The sequence below is a fragment of the Mesorhizobium sp. M7A.F.Ca.CA.003.01.2.1 genome (assembly GCF_003998945.1).
Classification (GTDB): domain Bacteria; phylum Pseudomonadota; class Alphaproteobacteria; order Rhizobiales; family Rhizobiaceae; genus Mesorhizobium; species Mesorhizobium ciceri.
Genome location: NZ_RZRA01001324.1, coordinates 1 through 1,108 on the forward strand (window position 1 = coordinate 1; position 1,108 = coordinate 1,108).

The 1,108-nt window shown below is 62.9% G+C and carries 1 pseudogene; it reads left to right on the forward strand.

The features are described 5' to 3' along the window. Nucleotides 1-1,108, forward strand: a pseudogene (locus tag EN969_RS32370) (kinesin); the annotation flags it as partial.

Here is a 1,108-nt window from a genome sequence, read left to right on the forward strand (position 1 = left end):
GTCTGGTCGCCGGTCAGGTCGAGAAGCTGGCGGAAGGCCGCGACATTCTCAAGCGCGCGCTGGAATCCGACCTGAACACGATCAAGGGCGTTATCTCAAGCCAGTCGGAAAAGCTGGCCGAGGATCGCGGTCAGCTTTCCCGGGTCCTGGAAGCCGACCTGCAGAATGTGAACAGCGTCATCGCCGATCACATGAACAAGCTTGTCCAAGACCGCTCCGCCCTGTCCAGGGCCCTTGAGGACGACCTCGCCAAGCTGGCCGACAGCCGTTCCAGCATCGACGGGTTGGTTGCGGGTCAGGTCGAGAAGTTGTCCGAGGGCCGAGATATCCTGCGGCGCGCTCTGGAATCCGACCTCAACGCGATCAAGGGGACCATTGCCGACCAGTCGCAGAAACTGGTCGATGACCGGGCACAGTTCGCCCGGGCACTCGAGGCTGACCTCGAAAGCGTCAATGGCTTGGTCAACAGCCATTCCGAAAGGCTCGTCCAGGATCGTTCGACGCTGTCGAAAGCGCTTGAAGCCGACCTCGAAAACGTCGGTGGCCTCGTTAACAGCCACGCGGAAAGGCTTGTCCAGGAGCGCTCGACCCTGTCCAAGGCGCTCGAGGACGATCTTGCCAAACTGGCCGAGAGCCGCTCAAGCATCGACGGTCTGGTCGCCGGCCAGGTCGAGAAACTCGCCGAAGGTCGCGATGTTCTCAAGCGCGCGCTGGAAGCCGATCTCGCCAAGCTGGCCGAAAGCCGCTCCAGCATCGACGGTCTGGTTGCCGGCCAGGTCGAGAAGCTGGCCGAGGGCCGCGACATTCTCAAACGCGCCCTCGAAGCCGACCTGCAGAAGCTGACCGAAAGCCGCAGCGACATCGACGACGTCATCGCCGGACATGTCGGCAAGCTGTCCGAAGGCCGCAATATGTTGACCCGCGCGCTGGAAGACGATCTCGGCAAGCTCGCCGAGACCCGCAAGGACGTTGACCGCTCGCTGTCGGGCCATATCGACCAGATCGCTGCCAGAAGCACCGGCATTTCCGACGCGATCGCTGCCGATGTCGAGAAGATCGAGCAGGCGTTCAGTCGCCAGACCGGCATCATCGAGGAGCGCGCCGGCAC